The organism is Streptomyces sp. NPDC048436 (assembly GCF_043200355.1).
Classification (GTDB): Bacteria; Actinomycetota; Actinomycetes; order Streptomycetales; family Streptomycetaceae; genus Streptomyces.
This window is the reverse complement of the sequence record NZ_JBICXP010000003.1, coordinates 406,240-425,856: the sequence shown is the minus strand read 5'-3', so window position 1 is coordinate 425,856 and position 19,617 is coordinate 406,240. Positions and strand designations below refer to the sequence as shown.

Below are 19,617 nucleotides of genomic sequence, written 5' to 3'. Positions count from 1 at the left end.
CCCTTTCCGCATGACCTTTCAGGACTACGCCACGTACATCGCGGGCCTCCCCCGCATCATCGCCGGTGCCGCCGCGCTCTTCCGGGACTCCGAGGGGCGCGTGCTGCTCGTCGAGCCCAACTACCGCGAGGGATGGGCGCTGCCCGGCGGGACCGTGGAGTCGGACCAGGGGGAGACACCGCGCCAGGGCGCACGGCGTGAGACGGCCGAGGAGATCGGCCTCGACGTCGAGCTGGGCGCGTTGCTGGTGGTGGACTGGGTGCCGGGTGTGTCACGGCCGCCGCTGGTCGCCTATCTGTACGACGGTGGGGTGCTCGGCGAAGACCAGCTGAAGTCGATCCGGCTCCAGGAGGAGGAGTTGCTCTCCTGGCGTCTGGTGGCCCCCGGCGACCTTCCGGAGTTCCTGCCGGGCGAGCTGGGATTGCGGGTGCGTGCGGGGCTCGATGCGTTGTCGTCGGGGACGGGCGCGGTGGAGTTGGAGAACGGGGTGCGGGTGGGGTGACTGATGTGCTGGGGGGCGGCGGTGGTCAGAAAAGTCTGTCGCCGGTGACCGCGGGGGCCGGAACAGCGCCTTCGAAGGCCAGCAGCCGCTGCTTGCGGTCGAGCCCGCCGCCGTAGCCGGTCAGCGAGCCGCCGGTGCCGATGACGCGGTGGCAGGGGACGATCACCCCGATCGGGTTCTTGCCGTTGGCCAGGCCCACGGCGCGTGAGGCGTTGGGTTTGCCCAGCGCGTCGGCGAGTTGGCCGTACGTGCGCGTCTCCCCGTACGGGATCAGCCGGAGCTGCTGCCAGACGGTGCGCTGGAACGGCGTGCCGTCGAGGCGCATCGGCAGGTCGAACTCCGTCAACTCGCCCGCGAAGTACGCCTCCAGCTGGCTGATCGTCTCGCCGAACGGCCCGGCGTCACGGTCGCCGAAGCTCTCCTCGGGCGGGCGGTGGCGCTGCTCGGTCATGTAGAGGCCGCTGAGGGTGCCTTCGGTGGCCACGAGGGTGAGGGGGCCGTAGGGGCTGTCGATGAGGGTGTGTCGGCGGTGGCCGTTCATGGGGATCCTTTGGCGGAGGTGTTGTCGGAGGCGTTGTCGGGGGTTGCTGGTCATCCGGGGATGCGGTTGATGGGGTGGTCGTCCGTGGCCCACAAGTACTGCACCGCGTAGGCCCGCCAGGGGCGCCAGGCAGCGGAGCGCCCGGTCAGCGCCGCCGGGGTGTGCGGCAGGCCCAGCTCTTGTGCCGCGCGCCGGATCCCGAGGTCGGTGGGGAGGAACGCGTCGGGGTCGCCGAGCGCCCGCATGGCGATCACCTCGACCGTCCAGGGTCCGAAGCCGGGCAGTTCGGTGAGGCGGGCGCGGGCCTCCTCCCAGCCGCTCTCCACGCCCAACTGAAGTGATCCGTCGGCGAGATGGCGTACGAGCGTGGTCAGGGTGGTGCGACGGCTGCGCGGCAGGGCCAGTGCCTCCGGGTCGAGCGCGGCGAGCGCTTCGGGGGCCGGGAAGAGGTGGGTGAGGCCGCCCTCGGGGTCGTCCACCGGTTCGCCGTGCGCGGCGACCAGGCGGGCGGCGTGGGTGCGGGCGGCGGCGGTGGAGACCTGCTGGCCCAGTACCGCGCGTACGGCGAACTCCGCCTCGTCGACGGTGCGCGGCACCCGGCGTCCCGGCGCCTTGGCCACCAGGGGCGCGAGCAGTGGGTCGGCGCTCAGCTGGGCGTCCACCGCGACCGGGTCCGCGTCCAGGTCGAGCATGCGGCGGCAACGGCTGATGGCGATCGTGAGGTCGCGCATGTCGGTGAGGCTGAGGCGGCAGGCGACGTGGTCCGGGGCGGGGGTGAGGGCGACGACTCCGTGGCCGTAGGGGAGGCGGAGCGTGCGGCGGTAGGCGCCGTCGCGCCACTCCTCGACTCCGGGTACGGCGGTGGCGATGAGGTGGCCGAAGAGGTTGTCGGGGTTGAGCGGGGTGCGGAAGGGGAGGCGCAGCGAGAGGGCGCCGGGGGCGGACGTTCCGGGGAGCTTCGGAGCGCGGTCCCGCAGTTCGCCGGGGGCCAGCGCGAAGACTTCGCGGACGGTGTCGTTGAAGGTACGGATGGAGGCGAACCCGGCGGCGAAGGCGATGTCCGCCATGGGCAGGGGCGTCGTCTCGATGAGGAGGCGGGCGGTCTGGGCGCGCTGGGCCCTGGCCAGGGCGAGGGGACCTGCGCCCAGCTCGGCGAGGAGCTGCCGCTCCACTTGGCGGGTGCTGTAGCCGAGGCGGGTGGCGAGGCCGGGGACTCCGTCGCGGTCCACGACACCGTCGCCGATGAGGCGCATCGCTCGGGCCACGAGGTCGGCGCGCTGATTCCACTCGGGCGAGCCAGGACTGCTGTCCGGCCGGCACCGCTTGCAGGCCCGGAACCCTTCCTGCTGACAGGCCGCTGCGCTCGGGTAGAAGCTCATGTTCTCGGGCTTCGGGGGGACTACGGGGCAGCTGGGGCGGCAGTAGATGCGGGTGGTGAGAACCGCGGTGTAGAACCATCCGTCGAAGCGGGCGTCCTTCGACTGCACGGCACGGATGCAGCGTTCGGCGTCGGTGTGCATGGCCTGCGGCGGCGGTGGCGGGGTGGTGGGCATAGCTCAAGGATCGGGGATGCGGGGTGGGGTGGCTGGCGAGAATCCGACATGGTGGTGGAGCGGGGTGCTGTGCCGGTCCGTCTTGGGGGCGGGGCGGCGGTGCGGGTCTCCGGGGGGCCTGTCCGTCTGTGGGGCGGGGCCGCGCTGTGCTCCGGGCAGACATACCGACACGTCCCCTCGCGAGCGTCGCCGACTGCAACCGGGGGGGCGCTGCGGGGCAATCGGGCGGGTGGGCGGGAAAGGTCCGTTCGGTGAGGGTGGATGCGGGGTGATCGGGCGGGTGGGCGGGAAAGGCTTGTTCGGCGGGGGAATCGCCGGGGGCGGTTAGTGGAGCGGAGGCCTTGAGAGCCACGCCCCGGCTCCCGCCTAGGACTCGCGGAGGTGGCGCCACACCGCCTTCGCCGCGTTGTGTCCCGACATTCCGTGCACCCCGGGACCCGGCGGCGTCGCGGAGGAGCAGAGGTATACCGCCGGGTGCGCGGTGTTGTAGGGGAACAGGGAAAGCTTGGGGCGGAGCAGGAGTTGGAGCCCGCTCGCCGCGCCGCAGGCGATGTCACCGCCCACGTAGTTGGCGTTACGCGCAGCCATCGCGGCCGGCCCCGCGGTGGCGCGGGCAAGCACCCGGTCCCGGAACCCGGGGGCGAACCGCTCGATCTGCCGCTCGATCGCGTCGGTGAGATCCCCCTGCCAGCCGTTGGGAACATGGCCGTACGCCCAGAAGACCTGCTTGCCCGCAGGCGCGCGCGAGGGGTCGACGAGGCTGGGCTGCACAGTGATCAGGAACGGTGGATCCGGCGCCCGGTTCTCCCGCGAAGCGGCCCGCAGCGCGGCCCCGATCTCCGCACTGCTGCCCCCGACCTGCACGGTCCCCGCCGCCCGCGCCTCCTTCGCCGTCCACGGGACAGGCCCGTCAAGGGCGTAATCGATCTTGAACACACTCGCGCCGTAGCGATAGCGCTCGTAACTCCGCCCGAGCCCCGCGATCCGCGCGAGCGCGGTGGGTGACGTGTCGAAGATGTACGCGCGGGCGGGCGGCAGGTCATCGAGCCGCTTGACCTCGTAGTCCGTGTGGACGGCGCCGCCGAGGTCCTTCAGATACGCGGCAAGGGCGTCGGAGATCGACTGCGAGCCGCCCCGCGCGACCGGCCAGCCGCGGGCGTGCGCGGCCAGCGCGAAGACCATGCCGACCGCGCTGGTGGCGACCCCGCCGAGCGGGGCGATGACATGCGCGACGAGCCCGGCGAACAGGGCGCGGGCCCGGTCGTCGCGGAAGCGCCGCAGCAGCCAGGTGGAGGGTGGCAGTCCGGCGAGGCCGAAGCGCGCGAGGGTCACGGGGTCCCGCGGCAGGGCCGTGGACGGCAGCGACATGAAGTCCCGCAGGAGCGTGTCCCACTTGGGGAGGAAGGGCTCGACGAGTCTTCGGTACGTCCCCGCGTCACGCGGCCCGAACGACGCGGCGGTCTCGCCGACGGAACGGGCGAGCACGGCGGCGCTGCCGTCCGGGAAGGGGTGGGCCATGGGCAGCTGCGGCTGCAGCCACTCAAGTCCGTACCGGTCGAGGGGCATGGTCCTGAACACGGGCGAGTTGATGCCCAGCGGGTGCGCCGCGGAGCAGGGATCGTGCCGGAATCCGGGAAGGGTCAGCTCTTCCGTCCGCGCGCCTCCGCCCACGGCGCCCTTGGCTTCGAAGACGGCCACCGAGAAGCCGCGGCGGGCCAGCTCGGCGGCAGCGGTCAGACCGTTCGGTCCCGCCCCCACGATGACGGCATCAAGCATCGACGGCACCTTCGGACTCCTTTGTCAGCCGATGGCCTCTGCCGCCCAGGATAGGCCGGGCCACCGACGGCGACGTGGGCGCGGGTGCCCTCCGGGCGTCGGTCTCCCCGGGCCGCGCGGCGCCCTGCGGATCAGGCCGCGTCCGACAGCAGCCCCACCACCCGGTCGACCGTGGCGGCGTCCCGCCCTGCCGTGAAGGGCAGCGCGTTCCCGCCCTCTATCCGGAAGGGCTCCCCGGCGACGGTGAGATCGCCGCCCCCGGCCTCGGCCACCAACAGGAGACCGGCGGCGTGGTCCCAGGCGAGCTCCCAGGAGAACGCGACCGCGTCCAACTCCCCCCTGGCTATGGCCAGATACTCAAGGCCCGCGGAACCGCAGGGCCGCGGCGCCACCCCCTCGACGCGCAGCCCCAGGAGGGCGCGCTTCTGCTCGGGGGTGGTGTAGTCCGGGTGTGAGGTCGCCACCTCGAGCACCTCCCCCGGTGAACCGGCCACCAGCCGCTCCCCGTCGAGCCAGGCGCCCTTGCCGCGCACCGCGACGGCCATCTCGTCCAGCGCCGGGGCATACGTCCAGGAGGCGAGCACCTCTTGGCGCCACGCCAGCGCGATCAGCATGCAGAACCCGGGGTCGCCGTGGACGAACTGCCGCGTCCCGTCGACCGGGTCCACGATCCACACCGGCGCGTCGCCCCGTATCGCCTCGTACGTCGAGGGGTCCGCGTGCACGGCTTCCTCACCCACGACGACGGAGCCCGGGAGCAGCGCGGTGAGCGCCGCCGTCAGCTGTTCCTCGGCGAGCCGGTCGGCCACCGTCACGAGGTCGTGCGGCCCGCTCTTCTGCACGACGTCGTCCTCGGCGAGCTGCCGGAACCGCGGCATGACCTCGGTGGCCGCGGCCTTGCGGAGTGCTTCTTCGACGTCGGAAACGCCGCGTACGAGAAAGTCTTCGATCACTTCGATCATGTATCCATGAGAGCACGCCGGACTGACAATCCGTACGGGTCAGAGGTACGGGACATGGATTCGAGATGAATCCCATGTAACCCACGTAACCGGTGTAATCCAGGTAACCCACGCAACCCGGGAATTCCCCTCTCCGGCCCGGTCAGTAGGGCGACTCCCGCCCCTCCATGTGCTCCCGCAGCCGCGCCGTGTCCCCCGCGGTCCATCCCTCCGGGGGGACGATCGCCGCCCACCCGTCCACCGGAGCGGTCCCGTACCGGTGGCCGTGCGGGGCCTCGACCCCGTACGACACCGCCATGTCGACCGAGGTCTGCCAGAAGGTGACGACGGGGAACCACCGGATGGCCGGGGTGATGTCCGGGCCGAGGGGCTGGTCGAGCCACTGCGGGCGGTGCAGGAACAGGTCGCTCGACCACCAGACGACCGGATCGGACGCGTTCTGCAGATAGACGACCCGCGGGTGCTCCCAGGCCGCCGCCGGGCGCTTCAGGTCCGCCTCCGGGAACTGCGCGAACCGTACGTTCCTGCCGCCGTTGTACAGCGGGCGCCACACGGGGCTTCCGGCGTCCCGGTGGTCGCGGATCTCCTGGGACATCGGCGCGAAGTTGGGGGTGCCGACGAGGAGCGCTCCGTCCGCCTTGGCCAGGAGGTCGTCCACGCCGTCGAACGACGATTCGATCGCGAAGCCGCCCAGGCTCTCCCCCGTGACGACGAGCCTGGGCCGGTCGTCCTCGGGCAGGGCGGACCATTTCGCGAGGACCGCCTGGACCAGCTCCCGTGTGGCCTGCCCCGCGCGCTCCTTGTCGACGAGGAAGGAGACCCAGCTGGGCAGGTAGGAGTACTGGACGGCGACGATGGCGGTGTCGCCGTCGTGCATGTACTCCAGGGGTTCGCTGATGTCGGCGTTGACCCAGCCGGTCCCGGTGGTCCCGGCGATGGCGAGCACGTCGCGGTCGAAGGCGCCGGTCCGCTCCAGCTCGTCCACGGCGAGCCGGGCCTTGGCCGCGAAGGGGTCGCCGCTGCCGAAGACCTCCGGCGCCGACGTGCTGACGTACACGCGCACGGGATCTTTCGCGGGCCTGCCCGTGTACGCGCTGATCTGCTGCTCGGTCGGCGTGGAGCCCGCGAAGTTGCGGCCCTGGAATCCGAGGTCCTGCCAGCTCAGGAGGGAGCCGGGCCCGCCGGACACCAGCGGGGACGTCGGCTGGTGGACGCCTTCCCGGGTGCCGCCGTTCGTCGCGTACGCGATCCGGTCGGCGAGGTCGATGACGCCGCGCTGGAAGACGACGTCGCGCAGCCCGATCGTGACGATCAGCGCGCTGAGCGCGAGTCCCAGGCCGATGGCGACGGGCAGCGGCACGAGCCGGTGCAGGGCGCGGATCAACGTACGCGATCCGAGGCGGATGCCGCGCGCAGCCAGCAGGAACAGGGCCCCGAGCAGGACGGCGACCAGGATGATGACCGGTGTGTGCCAGGCCGTCGACGGCGGCAGGCCCTGGAGCTCGCGCAGCCGGCGCTGGGCGTGGTCGCTCAGGGTGATGAGCCAGACGCTGAGGACGAGGCCGAGGACCCAGTACGCCTGCCAGAGGTGCGCCCGCGTCCTCTCCCCCGGCCGCCACCGCGACAGCGCGCGCACCACGGTACTCACGCACGAGCCGAGTCCGTAACCGATGGCCGCGGTGATCCCGCCGACGAGGCCTTGCAGCAGCCAGGGGCGGGGCACGAGCGAGGGTGTGAGGGAGAGCCAGAAGAAGACGGTCCCGAAGCAGACCGCCGTGAAGTCCGGCCAGCGCCGGACGAGTTGGGCGCTGTCGGGGCGTTCCCAGTACGGCTTCCTGGCGATCGCGCCGATGCGCCGCCCGATGCGCCGGGCCGTGCGCCGTACGGCGCGCCGGGCAGCCCGCGGCCACGGGGGAGCTCCGTCGGGCGCGTCGTCCGTCTCCCCGCCTCGCCCGGGAATGCCGTTCGCCAACTGCCTCAGCTCCAAGGTCCGGCACGCGCCGCCACCTCATGCTCACCCGGCCGCCCATACCTCGCAAACCGCATGAAGCACACCACGTCGCGCCGGTCGACCGTTCCGGCGTCGAGGCGGCTGCCGCCGTACCTCTGTCACGGGGGCTTCCGGTCGCCGGGCGATGAGCGTCCGCGCACGATGGGCGTTGTGCACGCTCGACGCCACTCCTCGCGGTACCCCCGGCGCGCGAGGCCCCTGCGGCGCCCGGTCGGGACAGCCACCGCCGTCACGGTCACCGTCGCCGTCCTCGTGCTGACCAACCTCGCGAACAACCGGTGGGTCCAGGGCTGGAGCCTCGCCGTCTCGCTGCTGGCCACGGCGGTGCTGTCGGCGATCGTGTACTGGTCCGGCGGGCGGTGGGCCGACGTGGGCCTCGCGCCCGGCACACTCCTGCGGGGCCTGTGGTGGGCACTGGCCCTGATCGGCGCGGTCGCCGCGGTGTACGCCCTGGGGGCCGCGCTGCCGGTCACCCGCGGCCTGTTCGAGGACCAGCGGCAGAGCGGGCTCAGCGGCGGTGAGGTCGCCCTGCGCGTGCTGGTCACGGTTCCCTTCGGCACCGTACTGCTGGAGGAAGTGGCCTTCCGCGGTGTCCTGTTCGGTCTGCTCCTGCGCTCCCGTGGGCCCGTGAGCGCGACCCTGGTCTCGTCCGGGCTCTTCGGCCTCTGGCACATCCTGCCGTCACTGGGTCTCGCCGATGCCAAGCCGGTGCTCGGTGGCGCACTCGGGCACTCGGTGTTCGCTGTGATCGTCGTCGACGCCGGGGCCGTCCTCTTCACCGCGCTCGCGGGCTGCCTCTTCTGCGAACTACGCCGCCGCAGCGGAAGCCTGCTGGCGCCCATGGGGCTGCACTGGGCCACCAATGCCCTCGGGTACGTGTTCGGCTTTCTACTGAGGTGAGGCGGAGGGGAGCGGGTGAGGCGGAGGGGAAGCAGATGAGGGCGGGGAGGTGAAATGCCCCGACCCAGGAACGGGCATATGGTGCATTGCATGACTTAAGACCCTGGAAGCAAGGCCCCCGGACGCCCTCAGGTGCCACCCCGCCCGGAAAGGGACCCCGCCATGCATCCCTCCCTCACCCCGGCCGCACTCGCCGGGCTGCGTCAGCCGCGCCCCTACCCCGCCGTCACCGTCCTGCTGCCGACGCACCGCAGGGAGCCGGACAACGCCCAGGATCCGGTGCGGCTGCGCAACCTGGTCGCCGAGGCCAAGGAGCGCCTGAAGACCGACCCGGCCGTACCGAGGGAGCAGCGGATCGAGGTGGCCGCGCGGCTGGACCGGGCGCTGGCCGACATCGACCTCGTGCACGCCGAGGACGGGCTCGCCGTCTTCGCCGCGCCCGGCGAGCACCAGGTGTGGTCGCTGGCCAGGACGGTGCCCGCGCGCGTGGTGCTCTCGGACACCTTCCTCACCCGCAACGTCGTCGCGGCCAGGGCCGCCGAGCGCGCGTACTGGGTCCTCGCGGTCTCGGCCGACCGCGTCACGCTGTGGAGCGGCTCCGCCGAGCGGATCTCCGAGCACAAGGCGGACGGGTTCCCGCTGACCCGGAGCCTGGAGGACCCGGACGCGGAGCGCAAGGAGCGGATCGGCGATCTGCCGAGCACCTACCGCGACGAGCAGACCCGTAAGTTCCTGCGCGAGGCGGACCAGGCGGCGGCCGGTGTGCTCCGCTCCCATCCGCGCCCGGTGTTCGTGACAGGCGAGGCCGCGGCGCTCTCCCTCCTCGACGGCGCCGGCGCGGTCACCAAGGAGGCCACCCGGGTGCCGCACGGCGGCCTCGCGCACGCCCCGGCGGAGGCGGTGCGGCAGGCGCTGCGCCCCCTGATCGCCGCCCGGAAGAAGGCCGAACTCGACTCCGTACTCCACGAGTTGGATGCCGCCCAGGGCAGGCACCAGTACGCCGCGGGGCTCGACGAGGTCTGGCAGAACGTGACGACCGACCGGGTCCGCCTCCTCGCCGTGGAGGAGACCTACCAGGCCACCGTGCGCGACGACGGCGGCCATCTGGTGCCGGCCGACACCGACGACCTCGACGCGGTGGACGACGTGGTCGACGACATCGTCGAACGGGCCCTGGACACCGGCGCGCAGGTCCACTTCGTACCGGAAGGCACGCTCACCGGCCGGGGCCGGATCGCCTGCGCCCTGCGGTACTGACACCGGCCACCGGCAGACACAGGACACAAGAACACCAGCAGGGAAAGGACCGTTCCGAATGAACCCCACGCCGCCCCGCGGCCCACGGCGCCCCCGCCGCCTCGGCGCGAAAGCATCCGTCGCCCTCACACTCGCCGCCACGCTGACGGGCGCCGCCGCGCTCGTCTCGTGCGGCACCGACGACGACGCCCCCTCCGGCGAGAGCAGCCGTACGGTCACCAAGCGGCCGACGGCGCCCGACTCGTCGGCCTTCTCGGAGAAGACCGCGTCCCCCCTGAAGTCGCAGGCATCGGAGGCCGCCGAGTCCGCGCACGCGTCGGCATCCGCGGCCAAGGAGTCCGCGTCGGAGCGCGCGGACGAGTTCGAGGCGTCCGTGTCCGCCGACACGGAGCGGGCCAACCAGGCCGCCAAGGACGCCCTGAAGGATGTCGACGGGCGCGGCAACGCGATGTCCGACGTCTCCATGACGGGCAAGCCGCGCTCGGAGACCGGCGGAGTGCTCGCCTCCGTGGTGACGTTCACCAACCGGACCGACAAGAAGGCCGACTTCGCCGTGCGGGTCGACTTCGTCGACGACTCGGGCAAGACCGTGGAGACCCGCTACGTCGGCACCCAGGACCTCGAACCGGGCAAGCGGGCCCAGCGGTACGCCATCAGCCACGAGCCCCCGGAGCCGAAGCTCTCCGCGAAGCTGGTCAAGGCCCAGCGCTACTGAGCCCGCTCGAGGCGGAGGGTCAGAAGTCCACGGGGTCGCGCAGCAGCGGGCACGTCATGCAGTGCCCGCCGCCGCGACCCCGGCCGAGTTCGGCGCCGACGATGGTGATGACCTCGACACCCGCCTTGCGCAGCAGCGTGTTGGTCTGGGTGTTGCGGTCGTACGTGAAGACCACGCCCGGCTCCAGGGCGACGGCGTTGTTGCCGCTGTCCCACTGCTGGCGCTCGGAGGCGTAGACGTCCCCGCCGGTCTCGATCACGCGCAGCCCGGGCAGGCCGAGCGCCCTGCTGACCACGTCGACGAAGGCGCGCGAGCCCTCATCGGTGATGTCGACGCCCTGCGCCTTGTCGCCGGGGCGCAGCGTGAAGGAGTGCACGGCGTCCATGATCTTCGGGTAGAGCGTGACGATGTCACGGTCGGCGAAGGTGAAGACGGTGTCGAGGTGCATCGCGGCCCGCAGCTTGGGCATACCGGCGACGATGACCTGCTCGGCCGCGCCGTTCTTGAACAGCGACGAGGCGACCTGCGTGATGGCCTGGCGCGAGGTGCGCTCGCTCATGCCCATCAGGACGACACCGTTGCCGACGGGCATGATGTCGCCGCCCTCGAACGTGGCCTGCCCCCAGTCGAGTTCGGGATCGCCCCACCACACCGTGGCGCCGGTGAAGTCGGGGTGGAAGCGGTAGACGGCCTTCATCAGGAGCGTCTCGTCGTGCCGGGCGGGCCAGTACAGCGGGTTGAGGGTGACGCCTCCGTACAGCCAGCACGTCGTGTCGCGGGTGTAGAGGGTGTTCGGCAGCGGCGGCATGAGGTATTCGCGTACGCCGGTGGATTCGCGTACGAGTGAGACGTACCCGGAGCGGAACTCGTCCGGCAGATCCGCGGTGGCCAGACCGCCGATGAGGTACGCGGCCAACTGCCGTGGCTCCAGCGTCTCCAGGAAGGCGCGGGTGTCGTCGATGAGTCCGAGGCCGACCTGGTTCGCGGTGATCTTCCGTTCGAGGAGCCAGGACTTCGCCTCGGGGATCGCCATGGTCTGGGCGAGCAGGTCGTGCAGTTCGACGACCTCGACGCCGCGCTGCTGGAGCTTGATGACGAAGTCGGCGTGGTCGCGCTGGGCGTTCTCCACCCACATGACGTCGTCGAACAGCAGGTCGTCCGCGTTGGTGGGGGTCAGCCTGCGGTGCGCGAGGCCGGGCGCGCAGACCAGTACCTTGCGCAGCCTGCCGACTTCGGAGTGGACGCCGAAGTCCGGCGTGGCGGTGGTGTCTTGGCTGGTCACAGCGCGCCTTTCGGTCGGTGGCGACAGAGGTCGGTGGGGAGCCGGTCAGAGTTCGATCCAGCCCACCGCGAGGGCGATCACGCCCACGACGGCGCCCGCGATCGAGACGGCACAGATGACGGCCTCGCGGGGGGAGAACAGGCGCCGGTTCTGTTCCCGCCGGGCCTTGATGAACAGCAGGGTCGCGGGGGCGTAGAGGATGAAGGAGACCAGGACGAACTTGAGCCCGGCGGCGTACAGCAGGAACGCCATGTACAGCGTGGCGATCACCGCGATCACCAGCTCCCGGCGGGTGCTCTGCCCGGCCACCTCCGCACTGTCCCGCCCGAGGCCGATCTTGACGGCGAAGCCCGCGGCGAGCAGGAACGGGATGAGGCTGAGCGCGCTGGTGAGGTCGAGGGCGAAGTTGAACGCGTCGTCGGAGAACATCGTGACGACGAGGACGACCTGGCTCAGGGCGGTGGTCATCAGGAGTGCGGGGACCGGTACGTCCTCGGAGGTGGCCCGCTGCAGGAAGCGGGGCATGTCGTCGTCCTTGGCGGCGACGAAGAGCACTTCCGCGGCCATCAGCGTCCAGGCGAGGTAGGCGCCGAGGACGGAGACGATGAGTCCGACGCTGACGAAGACCTTCCCCCAGGTGCCGACGGCCTCCTCCAGGACCCCCGCCATGGAGGGCTGGCGCAGCTCGGCGATCTCGGCCATCGGCATGATGCCGTACGAGACGATGGTGACGGAGGCGAAGACGGCGAAGACGCTGAGGAAGCCGAGGATCGTGGCGCGGCCGACGTCCTCGCGGCGCTTGGCGTGCCGGGAGTAGACGCTGGCGCCCTCGACGCCGAGGAAGACGAAGACCGTGGCCAGCATGGTGCCGCGTACCTGGTTGAAGAGTGATCCGGCGTAGTCGGCGCCACCGAAGTTTTCGGCGAAGACGGACGCCTTGAAGAAGAAGAGGGCGAGGATCACGAAGACGACGATGGGGACGATCTTGGCGACGGTCACGATCCTGTTGATCGCCGCCGCTTCCTTGACCCCCCGCCGGATGAGGAGGAAGAACGCCCACAGTCCGGCCGAGGAGAGGACGACGGCGAGCAGGGTGTCGCCGTCGCCGAGGCTCGGCCAGATGGCCCCTACGGTCGACATGATGAGCACCCAGTAGGTGACGTTGCCGACGCACGCGCTGGCCCAGTATCCGAAGGCGGAGAAGAAGCCGAGGTACTCGCCGAAACCGGCCTTCGCGTAGGCGTAGACACCGGCGTCGAGGTCCGGCCTGCGGACGGCGAGGGCCTGGAAGACGAACGCGAGCATCAGCATGCCCGTACCGGCGATCGCCCAGGCGATGAGCGCGCCCGCGACACCGGTCTCCTCCGCGAACCGCCGTGGCAGCGAGAACACACCCGCGCCGACCATGGAGCCGACGACCATCATCGTCAGCGTCATGAGCGTCAGTTTGGCCGCAGGCGGGGCGCCGGCGGTGGCTTGGTCGCTCGTCTCAGCGTGGCTCATGGATTCCTCGTCGTCGGTTGACCGACCTCTGCGGGAATCTATCCCTAGTGGGCCGAGTTGTCCTGATATGAAAAGCACCCGGAGGGAGCACAGTGCACGGTGAGTACAAGGTTCCCGGCGGCAAGCTCGTCGTCGTGGACCTGGACGTCGAGGACGGCGTGCTGCGGCATGTGCGTGTCGCCGGGGATTTCTTCCTCGAACCTGACGAGGCGTTCGACGTCCTGAGCCACGCCCTGGAGGGCGCGCCGGCCGACACCGACGCGGCGGGCCTCGCGGCCCGCATCGACGCGGCGCTCCCCGAGGGCACGGTGATGTACGGGCTCACGTCGGAGGGCGCGGGTGTCGCGGTGCGCCGGGCCCTCGCGCACGCCACGGACTGGACGGACTACGACTGGCAGCTGATCCATGCCGCCCCGCAGTCCCCCGCCCTGCTCATGGCCCTTGACGAGGTGCTCACCGACGAGGTCGCCGCCGGGCGCCGCCCGCCGACACTGCGCGTCTGGGAGTGGGCGTCCCCCGCGGTCGTCATCGGCAGCTTTCAGTCGCTGCGCAACGAGGTCGAACCGGAGGCCGCCGAGCGGCACGGCATCGAGGTGGTGCGCCGGATCAGCGGCGGCGGCGCGATGTTCTGCGAGCCGGGCAACGCCATCACGTACTCGCTCTCGGTGCCGGACTCCCTCGTCCAGGGCCTGTCCTTCGCCGACAGTTACGCCTATCTGGACGACTGGGTCCTCGGCGCGCTCGGCGACATGGGCATCAAGGCCTGGTACCAGCCGCTCAACGACATCGCCACCGACGCCGGGAAGGTCGCGGGCGCCGCCCAGAAGCGGGTGGCCGGCGGGCACGGCGCCGTCCTGCACCACGTGACGATGTCGTACGACATCGACGCGGAGAAGATGGTCGAGGTGCTCCGCATCGGCCGCGAGAAGCTCTCGGACAAGGGTACGAGGAGCGCGAGGAAGCGGGTGGACCCGCTGCGCCGCCAGACCGGTCTTCCCCGCGAGGCCGTGATCGAGCGGATGCTCGACTCCTTCCGCGCGCGGTACGGCCTGACGGAGGGCAAGGTCACCGACGAGGAGATGGCCAGGGCCGAGGAGCTGGCCCGGACGAAGTTCAGCTCGCCGGAGTGGACGGCGCGGGTGCCGTAGGCCTGGACGGGTCGGCGTCGTCGGCCGGGCTCTTCTGCCAGGCCGTCGTGCCGATGCGGCCGGTGTTGCCGAGGTCGATCCGCCCCTCCGGGGTCACGGTCCCGGGGCGGGTGCCCGGCTTCGGCGTGACCTCCAGGTAGGTGCCGCTGACGGCGGTCGTCGTCGTGTCCGTGACGGTGTTGCGCCAGACGAGCACCGTCTGGGCAACCTCGCCGGGCTTGAGCGCGACGGGGTGCGGGCCGGGGTCGTCCATCAGGGTGACGGGCTTCGGCCCTTCGAGGATCTGTACGTCGAGGGGTTCGCGATGCTCGTCGAGGACCCGCAGCTTCGGGTAGCCGTTCAGCCGGTAGGTGCGCTTGCCGCAGTTGGTCAGGGTCACGCCCATCGCCCGCAGCCCCATGGCGGCGTCGACCATCCCCGACCGGATGCTCACGCCGGACGCGGGGCAGGAGGCCGACGGCGCGTCGGGCACCACAGGGGGACCCGTCTGCACCGGAATCCCCGATGGCGGCGCGGCGGACAAGCCCGGGTCGGACGGAGCGTCCGTGGCCGCGGACGAACCCCCGTCGGCAGACGCCGTACGCCCGGGATCCTTCTCCCGCTCCAACTCCTCCGAGAGTCCGCATCCGGCGGCAAGGAGCACCACGGCCGAGAGGACAGCGACGCGTCTGAACGGTATGCCGGTCACGCGCAGATCATGCCATGGCCCGGGATACGGGCGACGGGCCGCGTTCCCTCACTCCCGCAGCGCGGGAACCACCATGGAGCCGTAGCCGTCGATCACGCTCTCGCGGGCGTCGTGCATCGCGTAGACCGCGAACTGGTCGACGCCGAGCTCCTTCAACTGCCGCAGTTTGGCGATGTGTTGGTCCTTCGTTCCGATGACGCAGAAGCGGTCCACGATGTCGTCGGGGACGAACGCGGTGTCGGGGTTGTCGGCACGCCCGTGGTGGGAGTAGTCGTAGCCCTCGCGCGACTTGATGTACTCGGTGAGTGCCTCGGGGACCAGATCCGAGTGCTCCCCGTACTTCGCCACCAGGTCGGCCACGTGGTTGCCGACCATTCCGCCGAACCATCGGCACTGCTCACGGGCGTGGGCGAGCGCGGCCGGTGAGTCGTCCTCTGTGAGGTAGGCCGGCGCCGCCACGCAGATCGTCACGGCCGCCGGGTCGCGGCCCGCCGAGGCAGCCGCGTCACGGACCGCCTTCACCATCGTCTGGGTCAGATACGGGTCGGCGAGCTGGAGGATGAACCCGTCGGCCTCCTCGCCCGCCATCTTCAGGGCCTTGGGCCCGTACGCGGCCATCCAGACCGGCAGGTGCGCGTCGGGCTTGATCCAGGGGAACTTGACGGTGGTGCCCCCGCCCAGGTCCGCCTCCTGACCCGAGGCCAGGGCCCGGATGACCTTCATGGCCTCGCTGATCCGCGCCAGGGTGTTCGGGGCGCGGCCCGCCACCCGCATCGCGCTGTCGCCGCGGCCGATGCCGCACACGGTGCGGTTGCCGAACATGTCGTTGAGGGTGGCGAACGTCGAGGCCGTCACCTCCCAGGTGCGGGTGCCCGGGTTGGTGACCATCGGGCCGACGATCAGCCGGTCGGTGTTGGCCAGGATCTGGCTGTAGATGACGAAGGGCTCCTGCCACAGCACGGCCGAGTCGAAGGTCCAGCCGTAGCGGAAGCCGTTGCGTTCGGCGCGCTTCATGAGGCTGATGACCTGAGCGGCCGGCGGATCGGTCTGCAGGACGAGTCCGAAGTCCATGATGCGGGTCTCCTTGCCGACGTGCTCGATGGGCCGTCTGTCAGCCGACGTACTGGGTGATGCCACGCGGGACGTACGAGCCGTGCCCCGCCCGGCCGGTGAACTTCCGCTGGTCGATGACGAGTTCACCGCGGGACAGGACGGTCTCGACCTGTCCGGTGACGCGTTTGCCCTCGTACGCGGAGTAGTCGACGTTCATGTGGTGGGTCTCGGCGGACATGACCTGCTCGGCGGCCGGGTCGTAGATGACGACGTCGGCGTCCGAACCCGGCGCGATGGTGCCCTTCTTGCCGTACAGACCGAACATGCGGGCCGGGGCGGCGCAGGCGATCTCGATCCAGCGGCGGCGGGTGATGCGTCCGTCCACGACGGCCTGGTGGAGGAGGTCCATGCGGTTCTCGACGCCGGGAAGGCCGTTGGGGATCTTGGAGAAGTCCCCGCGGCCCAGCTCCTTCTGGCCCACGAAACAGAAGGGGCAGTGGTCGGTGGAGACCACCTGGAGGTCGTTCGTGCGCAGCCCTCGCCACAGGGCCTCCTGATGTTCCTTGGGACGCAGGGGAGTTGAGCACACGTACTTCGCGCCTTCGAAGTCCGGCTCCGCGAGGTTGTCCGTGGACAGGAACAGATACTGCGGGCAGGTCTCGCCGAAGACCGGCAGCCCCTCGTCGCGGGCCCTGGTCAGCTCGGCGAGCGCTTCCCGCGCCGAGACGTGCACCACGTACACCGGCGCGCCCGCCACCTGGGCGAGCTTGATCACCCGGTGCGTCGCCTCCGCCTCGAGGAGCGCCTTGCGCACCTCTCCGTGGTGGCGGGGGTCGGTCTCGCCTCGGGCGAGGGCCTGCTGGACCAGGACATCGATGGCGAGCCCGTTCTCCGCGTGCATCATGATCAGGCCGCCGTTGACGGACGCCTTCTGCATGGCGCGCAGGATCTGACCATCGTCGCTGTAGAAGACCCCCGGATACGCGGTGAAGAGCTTGAACGAGCTGATTCCCTCCTCGACGAGAAGGTCCATCTCCTTCAGCGACGCGTCGTTGACGTCCGAGAGGATCATGTGGAAGCCGTAGTCGATGGCGCACTTGCCGTCCGCCTTCGCGTACCACGCGTCGAGCCCCGCGCGCAGCGCGTGGCCCTGGGTCTGCACGGCGAAGTCCACGATGGTCGTCGTGCCGCCCCAGGCCGCGGCCCGCGTGCCGGTCTCGAAGGAGTCGGAGGCGAAGGTGCCGCCGAACGGCAGCTCCATGTGCGTGTGCGCGTCGACGCCTCCCGGGATCACGTACTTCTGGGAGGCGTCGATGACGCGGTCCGCGGCCCACTCCTGGGTGCCGGGGGAAGCGAGGGCGGCGATGCGGCCGTCCTCGATCAGTACGTCTGCGTGGATCTCCTCGGCGGCCGTGATGACGAGACCACCGGTGATCAGCGTGCGGGTCATCCTTCGCATCTCCCCTGCGCCGGGCCCGCTGCGGCCCCGGCCTGGTTGTCGGATGGGACTTAGACGCTTCGCAGGGCCCGTTCGAGGATCGACGCCCCTTCTTCCGCCTCCGCGACGGTCAGCGAGAGCGGCGGGGCGATGCGCAGGACGCTGGTGTCGTGGCCGCCGCCCTTGCCGATCAGGAGCCCGCCGTCGCGGGCCGCTTCGAGCACCGCGGCGGCGGCACGCGGATGGGCCTCGCCCGTCTCGGGGTCGACCAGTTCGATGCCGATCATCAGACCCCGGCCGCGCACTTCGCGTACGACGGGCAGCTGGGCACAGATGGCGCGCACCCGCTCGATGAGCAGACCGCCGACGCGCCGCGCGTTGCCCTGGAGGTCGTGTTCCAGGAGATACGTGAGGTTGGCGAGGCCGGCCGCCATGGTGACCGGTGAGCCGCCGAACGTCGAAATGGAGTTGGAGTCAAGGGAGTTCATCACCTCGGCGCTCGCCACGACACCGCCGATGGACATGCCGTTGCCGATGCCCTTGGCGAAGGTGAGGATGTCCGGCGGGCCGCTCGCGGCATGCGCCTGCCAGCCCCAGAAGTGGTCGCCGGTCCGCCCCCAGCCGGTCTGCACCTCGTCCGAGATCCACAGGATGCCGTGCTCCCGCAGGACCTCGCGGAAGGCGGCGTAAAGCCCGTCCGGAGGAGAGGTGAAGCCGCCGACGCCCTGGATGGGCTCGGCGATCAGCGCCGCCGCTCCCCCGCGCGCCTGCCCGAGCATGTCCTTCAGGTCGGCGACGCAGGCCTTGATGAACTCGGCGTCGCTCAGCTCCGCGTACGGTCCCCGGCTGCGGACGCCCCCGTGGACGTACAGCGTCTGGAGCGGTGAAAGGCTGGTCGGCGACCAGGAGTTGTTGCCGGTGATGCCGACGGCCGTGAAGGAACGGCCGTGGTAGCTGTTGCGCATCGCCAGGATCTGGTTCGAGCGACGGTACGCGGTGGCCAGGAGCAGGGCCGTGTCGTTGGCCTCGGTCCCCGATGTGGTGAAGAAGACGCGGGCGTCCGGGATGCCGGAGAGGCCCGCGACCCGCTCGGCGAGGTCGATCATCGGCCGGTTGAGATAGAGCGTGGACGAGTGGATGATCCGCCCGGCCTGCTCACTGACCGCCTTGGTGACCTCGGGCAGCGCGTGGGCGGTCATGGTGGTGAGGATGCCGCCGAAGAAGTCGAGGTACCGCGTGCCGTCCGCGGCCCAGACGTGGCGGCCCTCCCCGTGGGTGATCTCCAGCGGGTCGGCATAGTAGAGCGCGAGCCACTCGGGCAGGACGGCCTTGTGGCGGGTGTGCAGGTCACTCACGGCTGTACCAGTCCTTCGTACGCGTCGGGGCGGCGGTCCCGGTAGAACGCCCACTGCTGGCGTACTTCCTCGATGAGCCCCAAGTCCAGGTCCCTGACGACGAGTTCCTCGCCCTTGTCGCTCGCGGTCTCGCCGACGAACTGCCCTCGGGGGTCGACGAAGTACGACGTGCCGTAGAAGTCGTTGTCGCCGTACTCCTCGACGCCGACGCGGTTGATCGCCGCGATGAAGTACTCGTTGGCGACGGCCGCCGCGGGCTGTTCCAGCTGCCAGAGATGGGCGGAGAGGCCGCGGGAGGTGGCGGAGGGGTTGTAGACGATCTGGGCGCCGTTCAGGCCGAGTTGGCGCCACCCTTCGGGGAAGTGCCGGTCGTAGCAGATATATACGCCGACCTTGCCGACCGAGGTGTCGAAGACCGGCCAGCCCGCGTTGCCCGGCTTGAAGTAGTACTTCTCCCAGAAGCCCTTGACCTGGGGGATGTGGTGTTTGCGGTACTTTCCGAGGTATGAGCCGTCGGAGTCGATCACGGCCGCGGTGTTGAAGTAGAAGCCCGACTGCTCGATCTCGAAGACCGGGACGACGATGACCATGCCGGTCTCACGGGCCAGCTCGCGCATCCGCGTGACGGTGGGTCCGTCCGGCACCGGCTCGGCCCACCGGTAATGCTCGGGCTCCTGCACCTGGCAGAAATAGGGGGCGTTGAACACCTCCTGGAACCCGATGATCTTCGCACCCTGGCGGGCCGCCTCGCGGGCGTGCTCCTCGTGCTTGACGATCATGGATTCGGTGTCGCCTGTCCAGGTCGCCTGGACCAGTGCGGCGCGTACGACGTTGGCCATGAGCTGCTCCTTCGACGGGACGTCAGAGAGCCTCTACGCCCGTAGACTTGATGCGTAGACAGGAAAACGTAAGCCTCGTCGGCGGGCTGGGCAA

17 protein-coding genes are annotated in these 19,617 nt (G+C 70.8%); 5 read left to right on the top strand and 12 right to left on the bottom strand.

Annotated elements, in window-relative coordinates; translation table 11 throughout:
* Positions 1-10: 10 nt before the first annotated feature.
* Positions 11-502 (top strand): NUDIX domain-containing protein, encoded by a 492-nt coding sequence (locus tag ACGFX9_RS12935; RefSeq protein WP_393469367.1) that lies wholly within the window; start codon positions 11-13, stop codon positions 500-502.
* A gap of 25 nt (positions 503-527) precedes the next feature.
* On the opposite strand, the gene ACGFX9_RS12930 is transcribed toward ACGFX9_RS12935, so the two are convergent.
* From ACGFX9_RS12930 to ACGFX9_RS12910, 5 genes are all read right to left on the bottom strand, one after another.
* Positions 528-1,043, bottom strand: a complete 516-nt coding sequence (locus tag ACGFX9_RS12930) for a methylated-DNA--[protein]-cysteine S-methyltransferase (RefSeq protein ID WP_393469364.1) — start codon at positions 1,041-1,043, stop codon at positions 528-530.
* Between the two features lie 50 nt (positions 1,044-1,093).
* The gene (locus tag ACGFX9_RS12925) at positions 1,094-2,563 is read right to left on the bottom strand and encodes an AlkA N-terminal domain-containing protein (RefSeq protein ID WP_393470466.1); all 1,470 of its coding nucleotides are present in this window, start codon (positions 2,561-2,563) and stop codon (positions 1,094-1,096) included.
* A gap of 399 nt (positions 2,564-2,962) precedes the next feature.
* Complete coding sequence (locus ACGFX9_RS12920) at positions 2,963-4,381, bottom strand: phytoene desaturase family protein (RefSeq protein ID WP_393469361.1); 1,419 nt, start codon at positions 4,379-4,381, stop codon at positions 2,963-2,965.
* Between the two features lie 122 nt (positions 4,382-4,503).
* Positions 4,504-5,334 (bottom strand): inositol monophosphatase family protein, encoded by an 831-nt coding sequence (locus ACGFX9_RS12915; protein ID WP_393469358.1) that lies wholly within the window; start codon positions 5,332-5,334, stop codon positions 4,504-4,506.
* Positions 5,335-5,476: 142 nt separating this feature from the next.
* Positions 5,477-7,198, bottom strand: coding sequence for an alpha/beta hydrolase (locus ACGFX9_RS12910; RefSeq protein ID WP_393470463.1), 1,722 nt, complete (start codon positions 7,196-7,198; stop codon positions 5,477-5,479).
* 297 nt (positions 7,199-7,495) lie between these two features.
* On the opposite strand from ACGFX9_RS12910, the gene ACGFX9_RS12905 reads away from it, so the two are divergent.
* The 3 genes from ACGFX9_RS12905 (at position 7,496) to ACGFX9_RS12895 (ending at position 10,217) form a co-directional block, all read left to right on the top strand.
* On the top strand, positions 7,496-8,245 hold the full coding sequence (locus ACGFX9_RS12905) for a CPBP family intramembrane glutamic endopeptidase (RefSeq protein WP_393469355.1): 750 nt from the start codon (positions 7,496-7,498) through the stop codon (positions 8,243-8,245).
* Positions 8,246-8,407: 162 nt separating this feature from the next.
* Entirely contained in the window at positions 8,408-9,502 is a 1,095-nt protein-coding gene (locus ACGFX9_RS12900) for a chemotaxis protein (RefSeq protein ID WP_393469352.1), read from the top strand.
* 58 nt (positions 9,503-9,560) lie between these two features.
* Positions 9,561-10,217, top strand: a complete 657-nt coding sequence (locus ACGFX9_RS12895; RefSeq protein ID WP_393469349.1) for a hypothetical protein — start codon at positions 9,561-9,563, stop codon at positions 10,215-10,217.
* A gap of 19 nt (positions 10,218-10,236) precedes the next feature.
* Here the strand turns inward: ACGFX9_RS12895 and ACGFX9_RS12890 are convergent, their stop codons facing one another.
* Complete coding sequence (locus tag ACGFX9_RS12890) at positions 10,237-11,499, bottom strand: arginine deiminase (protein WP_393469346.1); 1,263 nt, start codon at positions 11,497-11,499, stop codon at positions 10,237-10,239.
* A gap of 45 nt (positions 11,500-11,544) precedes the next feature.
* Complete coding sequence (locus ACGFX9_RS12885; protein ID WP_393469343.1) at positions 11,545-13,002, bottom strand: basic amino acid/polyamine antiporter; 1,458 nt, start codon at positions 13,000-13,002, stop codon at positions 11,545-11,547.
* Between the two features lie 92 nt (positions 13,003-13,094).
* Here ACGFX9_RS12885 and ACGFX9_RS12880 point away from each other — a divergent pair, with 92 nt between their 5' ends.
* A complete protein-coding gene (locus tag ACGFX9_RS12880; RefSeq protein ID WP_393469341.1) occupies positions 13,095-14,150 on the top strand; it encodes a lipoate--protein ligase family protein in 1,056 nt (351 codons plus the stop codon).
* Here ACGFX9_RS12880 and ACGFX9_RS12875 read toward each other — a convergent pair.
* Genes ACGFX9_RS12875 through ACGFX9_RS12855 form a run of 5 tightly spaced genes read right to left on the bottom strand, consistent with a single transcriptional unit; the run spans position 14,116 to position 19,523 of the window.
* A complete protein-coding gene (locus ACGFX9_RS12875; RefSeq protein ID WP_393469337.1) occupies positions 14,116-14,838 on the bottom strand; it encodes a DUF4232 domain-containing protein in 723 nt (240 codons plus the stop codon). The two genes, ACGFX9_RS12880 and ACGFX9_RS12875, sit on opposite strands and share 35 nt — an antisense overlap.
* Positions 14,839-14,886: 48 nt before the next feature.
* Entirely contained in the window at positions 14,887-15,909 is a 1,023-nt protein-coding gene (locus tag ACGFX9_RS12870; RefSeq protein ID WP_393469334.1) for a TIGR03842 family LLM class F420-dependent oxidoreductase, read from the bottom strand.
* 40 nt (positions 15,910-15,949) lie between these two features.
* The gene (gene hydA, locus ACGFX9_RS12865) at positions 15,950-17,341 is read right to left on the bottom strand and encodes a dihydropyrimidinase (protein WP_393469331.1); all 1,392 of its coding nucleotides are present in this window, start codon (positions 17,339-17,341) and stop codon (positions 15,950-15,952) included.
* Positions 17,342-17,400: 59 nt separating this feature from the next.
* On the bottom strand, positions 17,401-18,684 hold the full coding sequence (locus ACGFX9_RS12860) for an aspartate aminotransferase family protein (RefSeq protein ID WP_393469328.1): 1,284 nt from the start codon (positions 18,682-18,684) through the stop codon (positions 17,401-17,403).
* Positions 18,681-19,523 (bottom strand): nitrilase-related carbon-nitrogen hydrolase, encoded by an 843-nt coding sequence (locus tag ACGFX9_RS12855; protein WP_393469325.1) that lies wholly within the window; start codon positions 19,521-19,523, stop codon positions 18,681-18,683. Before ACGFX9_RS12855 ends, ACGFX9_RS12860 begins: the two co-directional genes overlap by 4 nt.
* Between the last annotated feature and the right edge of the window lie 94 nt (positions 19,524-19,617).